This window comes from Burkholderia sp. 4NA327C6, from assembly GCF_005502655.1.
GTDB lineage: Bacteria > Pseudomonadota > Gammaproteobacteria > Burkholderiales > Burkholderiaceae > Burkholderia > Burkholderia contaminans.
The window spans coordinates 98,198-104,998 of sequence record NZ_SCNZ01000031.1 but is presented as its reverse complement, the minus strand read 5'-3'; the positions used below and the strand labels follow the sequence as shown (position 1 = coordinate 104,998).

Sequence of the window (6,801 nt, the reverse complement as noted above, 5' to 3'; positions counted from 1 at the left end):
GCGTTCTTGTCGTACGTCACCGCGGCCAGCGACTTGCCGTCGTCGCCGATCAAGCCCGACGACTTCAACTGCGACACGTTCACCGCATCGCGGTCAGCCTTACCGGCTGCCACGTTCGCCAGCGTCGTACCGCCTTCACCCACCAGCGTCGCCGACTTGAAGTTCGGCGTACCGTCCGCGTTCTTGTCGTACGTCACCGCGGCCAGCGACTTGCCGTCGTCGCCGATCAAGCCCGACGACTTCAACTGCGACACGTTCACCGCATCGCGGTCAGCCTTACCGGCTGCCACGTTCGCCAGCGTCGTACCGCCTTCACCCGCCAGCGTCGCCGACTTGTAGTTCGGCGTACCGTCTGCCTTCTTGTCGTACGTCACCGCGGCAACCGACTTGCCGTCTTCACCGATCAGGCCCGACGATTTCAGTTGCGACACGTTCACCGCGTCCGCGTCCGCCGTACCGGCCGCCACGTTCGACAGCTTCGTACCACCTTCGCCAGCCAGCGTCGCCGACTTGTAGTTCGGCGTACCGTCCGCTTTCTTGTCGTAGGTGATTGCAGCCAGCGTCTTGCCATCCTCGCCGATCAAGCCCGACGACTTCAGCTGCGACACGTTGACCGCGTCCATGTCAGCCGTACCGGCCTTCACGTTCGACAGCTTCGTGCCGCCTTCGCCCGCCAGCGTCGCCGACTTGTAGTTCGGCGTGCCGTCTGCGTTCTTGTCGTACGTCACCGCGGCCATCGTCTTGCCGTCCTCGCCGATCAAGCCCGACGACTTCAGTTGCGACACGTTCACCGCGTCCGTGTCGGCCTTGCCAGCCTTCACGTTCGACAGCGTCGTACCACCTTCACCGGCCAGCGTTGCCGACTTGTAGTTCGGCGTGCCGTCTGCGTTCTTGTCGTACGTCACTGCGGCACGCGACTTGCCATCTTCGCCAACGAGGCCCGACGACTTCAGTTGCGCAACGTTCACCGCGTCCATGTCGGCCTTGCCAGCCTTCACGTTCGACAGCGTCGTACCACCTTCACCGGCCAGCGTTGCCGACTTGTAGTTCGGCGTACCGTCCGCGTTCCTGTCGTAGGTGATTGCAGCCAGCGTCTTGCCATCCTCGCCGATCAAGCCCGACGACTTCAGTTGCGACACGTTGACCGCGTCCATGTCGGCCGTACCGGCCTTCACGTTCGACAACTTCGTACCGCCTTCACCAGCCAGCGTTGCCGACTTGTAGTTCGGCGTGCCGTCCGCGTTCTTGTCGTACGTGATTGCCGCAAGCGACTTGCCGTCCTCGCCAACGAGGCCCGACGACTTCAGTTGCGACACGTTCACCGCGTCCGTGTCGGCCTTGCCGGCCTTCACGTTCGACAGCGTCGTACCGCCTTCGCCCGTCAGCGTCACCTTGTCCTTCTTCGCGCTGTCATAGGCCACGGCCAACGGATTCATGCCGCCTTCCACGTCGCGGAGTGCGTCCGTCAGTTGATCGACGTTCACCGCGTCCGTGCCGGCCTTGCCCTTGGCCACGTTCGACAGCGTCACCGGGCTCGTCGACTTCCCGCCGCCCAGCGTCACCGAGTTGTAGTTCGCCGTGCCATCGGCCTTCTTGTCGTACGTCACCGCGGCGATCGACTTGCCGTCCTCGCCGATCAGGCCCGACGACTTCAGCTGCGACACGTTCACCGCGTCCAGGTCGGCCGTACCGGCCTTCACGTTCGACAACGTCGTGCCCGTCTTGCCCGCCAGCGTCACCTTGTCCTTCGACGTGCTGTCGTACACCACCGCCAGCGATTCACCGGTCGTCTTGTCGAGGACACCGCCATCCGTCAGCGCGTCCTTCAGGTTGCCCAGGTTCTCGTTCGTCGCGAACAGCTGCGAGCCGTTCACTGCGTCCGTGCTCGTCGCCGACAGCGTGCCAGCCTTCACGTTCGTCAGCGTCGTGCCGCCTTCACCAGCCAGCGTTGCTGACTTGTAGTTCGGCGTGCCGTCCGCATTCTTGTCGTACGTGATTGCTGCGACCGACTTGCCATCCTCGCCAATCAGGCCCGACGACTTCAGTTGCGACACGTTCACTGCGTCCATATCGGCCTTGCCCGCCGCCACGTTCGACAGCTTCGTACCGCCTTCACCGGCGAGCGTCGCCGACTTGTAGTTCGGCGTGCCGTCCGCGTTCTTGTCGTACGTGATTGCTGCAAGCGACTTGCCGTCCTCGCCAACGAGGCCCGACGACTTCAGTTGCGACACGTTCACCGCGTCCGTGTCGGCCTTGCCGGCTGCGACGTTCGACAGCGTCGTGCCCGTCTTGCCACCGGCCAGCGTCACCTTGTCCTTCGTCACGCTGTCGTAAGACACGGCCAACGGGTTCATCCCGCCTTCGACCTCGCTGATCGCCTTCGTCAGTTGCTCGACGTTCACCGCGTCCGTGTTGGCCTTACCCTGTGCAACGTTCGACAGCGTCACAGGACCCGTCGACTTCCCGCCGCCCAGCGTCACGGAGTTGTAGTTCGGCGTGCCATCGGCCTTCTTGTCGTACGTCACCGCGGCGATCGACTTGCCGTCCTCGCCGATCAGGCCCGATGACTTCAGTTGCGACACGTTCACCGCGTCCAGATCCGCCGTACCGGCCTTCACGTTCGACAACGTCGTGCCCGTCTTGCCCGCCAGCGTTACCTTGTCCTTCGACGTGCTGTCGTACACCACCGCCAGCGATTCGCCGGTCGTCTTGTCGAGGACACCGCCATCCGTCAGCGCGTCCTTCATGTTGCCCAGGTTCTCGTTCGTCGCGAACAGTTGCGAGCCGTTCACCGCGTCCGTGCTCTTCGCCGACAGCGTGCCAGCCTTCACGTTCGTCAGCGTCGTGCCCGTCTTGCCACCGGCCAGCGTCACCTTGTCCTTCGCCACGGTGTCGTACGACACCGCCAGCGGGTTCATGCCGCCTTCCACGTCGCTGATCGCCTTCGTCAGTTGATCGACGTTCACCGCGTCCGTGCCGGCCTTACCCTGTGCGACGTTCGACAGCGTCACCGGGCTCGTCGACTTCCCGCCACCCAGCGTCACCGAGTTGTAGTTCGGCGTGCCATCGGCCTTCTTGTCGTACGTCACCGCGGCGATCGACTTGCCGTCCTCGCCGATCAGGCCCGACGACTTCAGCTGCGACACGTTCACCGCGTCCAGATCTGCCGTACCGGCCTTCACGTTCGACAACGTCGTGCCCGTCTTGCCCGCCAGCGTCACCTTGTCCTTCGACGTGCTGTCGTACACCACCGCCAGCGATTCACCGGTCGTCTTGTCGAGGACACCGCCATCCGTCAGCGCATCCTTCAGGTTGCCGAGGTTTTCGTTCGTCGCGAACAGTTGCGAGCCGTTCACCGCGTCCGTGCTCTTCGCCGACAGTTCGGCCGCCTTCACGTTCGTCAGCTTCGTGCCGCCTTCACCGGCCAGCGTTGCCGACTTGTAGTTCGGCGTGCCGTCCGCGTTCTTGTCGTACGTAATTGCTGCGACCGACTTGCCATCCTCGCCAATCAGGCCCGACGACTTCAGTTGCGACACGTTCACCGCGTCCATATCGGCCTTGCCCGCCGCCACGTTCGACAGCTTCGTACCGCCTTCACCGGCGAGCGTCGCCGACTTGTAGTTCGGCGTGCCGTCCGCGTTCTTGTCGTACGTGATCGCTGCAAGCGACTTGCCGTCCTCGCCGACGAGACCCGACGACTTCAGTTGCGACACGTTCACCGCATCCATGTCGGCCTTGCCGGCTGCGACGTTCGACAGCGTCGTGCCCGTCTTGCCACCGGCCAGCGTCACCTTGTCCTTCGTCACGCTGTCGTAAGACACGGCCAACGGGTTCATGCCGCCTTCGACCTCGCTGATCGCCTTCGTCAGTTGCTCGACGTTCACCGCGTCAGTGTTGGCCTTACCCTGTGCGACGTTCGACAGCGTCACCGGACCCGTCGACTTCCCGCCACCCAGCGTCACCGAGTTGTAGTTCGGCGTGCCGTCGGCCTTCTTGTCGTACGTCACCGCAGCAATCGACTTGCCGTCTTCGCCGATCAGGCCCGACGACTTCAGTTGCGACACGTTCACCGCATCCAGGTCGGCCTTGCCCGCCGCCACGTTCGACAGCGTCGTGCCCGTCTTGCCCGCCAGCGTCACCTTGTCCTTCGACGTGCTGTCGTACACCACCGCCAGCGATTCACCGGTCGTCTTGTCAAGGACACCGCCATCCGTCAGCGCGTCCTTCATGTTGCCCAGGTTCTCGTTCGTCGCGAACAGTTGCGAACCGTTCACCGCATCCGTGCTCTTCGCCGACAGCGTGCCAGCCTTCACGTTCGTCAGCGTCGTGCCGCCTTCGCCCGCCAGCGTTGCCGACTTGTAGTTCGGCGTGCCGTCCGCGTTCTTGTCGTACGTGATTGCTGCGACCGACTTTCCATCCTCGCCGATCAGGCCCGACGACTTCAGTTGCGACACGTTCACCGCGTCCATGTCGGCCTTGCCGGCCGCGACGTTCGACAGCGTCGTGCCAGTCGTGCCGGCCAGCGTCACCTTGTCCTTCGTCGCGCTATCGTACGCGACGGCGTTCGGGTCGGAGCCACCGTTCTTCGCCATCGCGTCCAGTGCGTCGCCGACGTTGTTGTACGTCGTGTCGCCGACCTTGTAAGTCGGTGCCTTGACGGTGCCATCGGTCTCGATGCCCGCGCCACCACCGAGCGCATTCGTCACGCCCGTCAACTGGCTCACGTTCACCGCATCGTTGTTTTTAGTACCCTTTGCGACGTTGACGATCTGGCGCTGGAGCGAATTCGATCCCACGGAGAGTGCATTGCCGCGATCGGCAACAGAATTGGCGCCCAGTGCAATGCCGCCGTTATTGCCCGACGCCACACTCGCGTTGGCACCCAGTGCAATGGCATCCGTGACGTTTTGCGCGATGTTCGCAGACTTGCCCATCGCAACGCTGTTCACGGTACCCGCCGCTGTCATCGCGGCGTCGCCGATCGCGATCGAGCTCTTGCCCACGGCTGCCACCTTATTGTTGCCGAGCGCAACCGCGTTTTCGGCATTGGCCTTTGCTCGAGAACCGATCGCCAACGCGCCTGCGCCGTTCGTCGTAACATTGCTGCCGATCGCGACCGAATACGGGTGGTCAACGCCCGTCTGGGCAATACTGCCGATCGCCACCGCGTTGTCCGAACTCGCGACAGCCTGCAAACCGACCGCGACCGCATTGAGCCCGCCTGCGCCAGCTGCCACGCCGATCGCGGCGGCCGTGCCCAACTTCGGATCGCGGCCGTTCATCGATGCAATGTTTACCAAGCTGCCATCCGCACCCAACCCTTCGATCGCGATGAAGCTGCCCGGCTTCGATTCGACGTCACGCGTCATCCGCGTCATCTTCGTGTCGAACTTCGTATTGGCGGTGTGCATCGCATCGGTCAGTTGCTTCATGGTGACGGCATCGGTTTCGTCGACGCCATCGCTGACGTTGACGATCCGGCGCGTCGCACCCACGTCACCGATCGACACGGTATTGGCGCCCGTGGCGACCGAGTTGACGCCGATGGCGACCGAGCCGACGCCCGAAGCGCGAGCCCCCGAACCGATCGCCAGCGTATCGACGTTCGTCGCACTCGCCTGCGAGCCGATCGCCACGCTGTTCTTGCCGAGCGCACTGGCCTGCATGCCCGTGGCCCGGACCTTGATGTACTTCATGTCGAGCGTGCCGTCGCCGAGGTCCTTCTTGATCTCGTCCTTGACGTCGCTCATCCCGCTCTGGAGCTGGGCCACGTTGACGGCGTCGGTTGCGGCCGTGCCCGTCGCGACGTTCTTCAGCGAGACCGGCTTCGTTGCACCCGTGCCTCCCAGCGTCACGCTGGACTTGCTCGTGCTGTCGTAGTGCACCGCGTTCGCATCGTCGCCGCCGGCGCCGCCCGCGGAGGCAGCCGCCTGAAGCGCATCGCCGACGTTGTTGTAGGTCTTGTCGCCGACCTTGTAGGTCGGCTTCGAAAGCGTGCCGTCCGTATTGACGGTCGTTTCGCCGCCGAGTGCGGATGCGACGCTCGACGATACGTCATACAACTGACCGCCATTCACGGCGTCCTTGCTGGTCGACGTAACCTTGCCGGCCTTCACGTTCGTGACGGTCGTACCGCCCGTGCCGCCCAGAGCAACAGTGCTTTTCGTCGCGTCCCGGTACACGACCGCGAGCGATTCGCCGGTCGACGGATCGATCAGGCCGCTATCGTTCAGCGACTGCTCGACCTTGGTCACGCGGTTGTTGGTCGCGAACAGTTGCGCGCCGTTGACGGCGTCCGTGCTGTTCGACGAAAGCGTGCCCGCGCGCACGTTGGTGAGCTTGACCGCGGCCGCATCGGTACCGCCGAGGGTGACCGAATTCTTCGCGGTGGAGTCGTACTCCACCGCGTTTTCCGACCCGCCGCCCGATGCCGACGCCGCCTTCAGCGCGTCGCCGACGTTGTCGTAGGTCTTGCTGCCGATCGTGTAGGCCGGCTTCTTGATGTTGCCGTTCGCGTCGACGGTAGCGTCGCCGCCCAGCGTGGCGGTCACGTCCTTGAGCTGCGCAATGTTGACGGCGTCGGTAGCCTGCGTGCCGCGGCCGACGTTGACGATCTGGCGCTCAAAACCGGCGGTACCGACCGATACCGTCTGGTTCCGGTCAGCTTCCGAATACGAACCGAGCGCCAGGGAGTCGGTGGCTCGCGCCGCCGCGTCTTGACCGATCGCCACCGCACCTTCCGCGGCAGCCGCGGCATTAATGCCGATCGCCGTCGCGTTTTTTCGCGACGCCTTCGCCGAA

At 64.1% G+C, this 6,801-nt stretch carries 1 pseudogene; it reads right to left on the bottom strand.

Features of this window, described 5'->3' with window-relative positions:
* Positions 1–6,731, bottom strand: a pseudogene (locus FFS49_RS27460) (hypothetical protein); the annotation flags it as partial.
* Positions 6,732–6,801 lie beyond the last annotated feature (70 nt).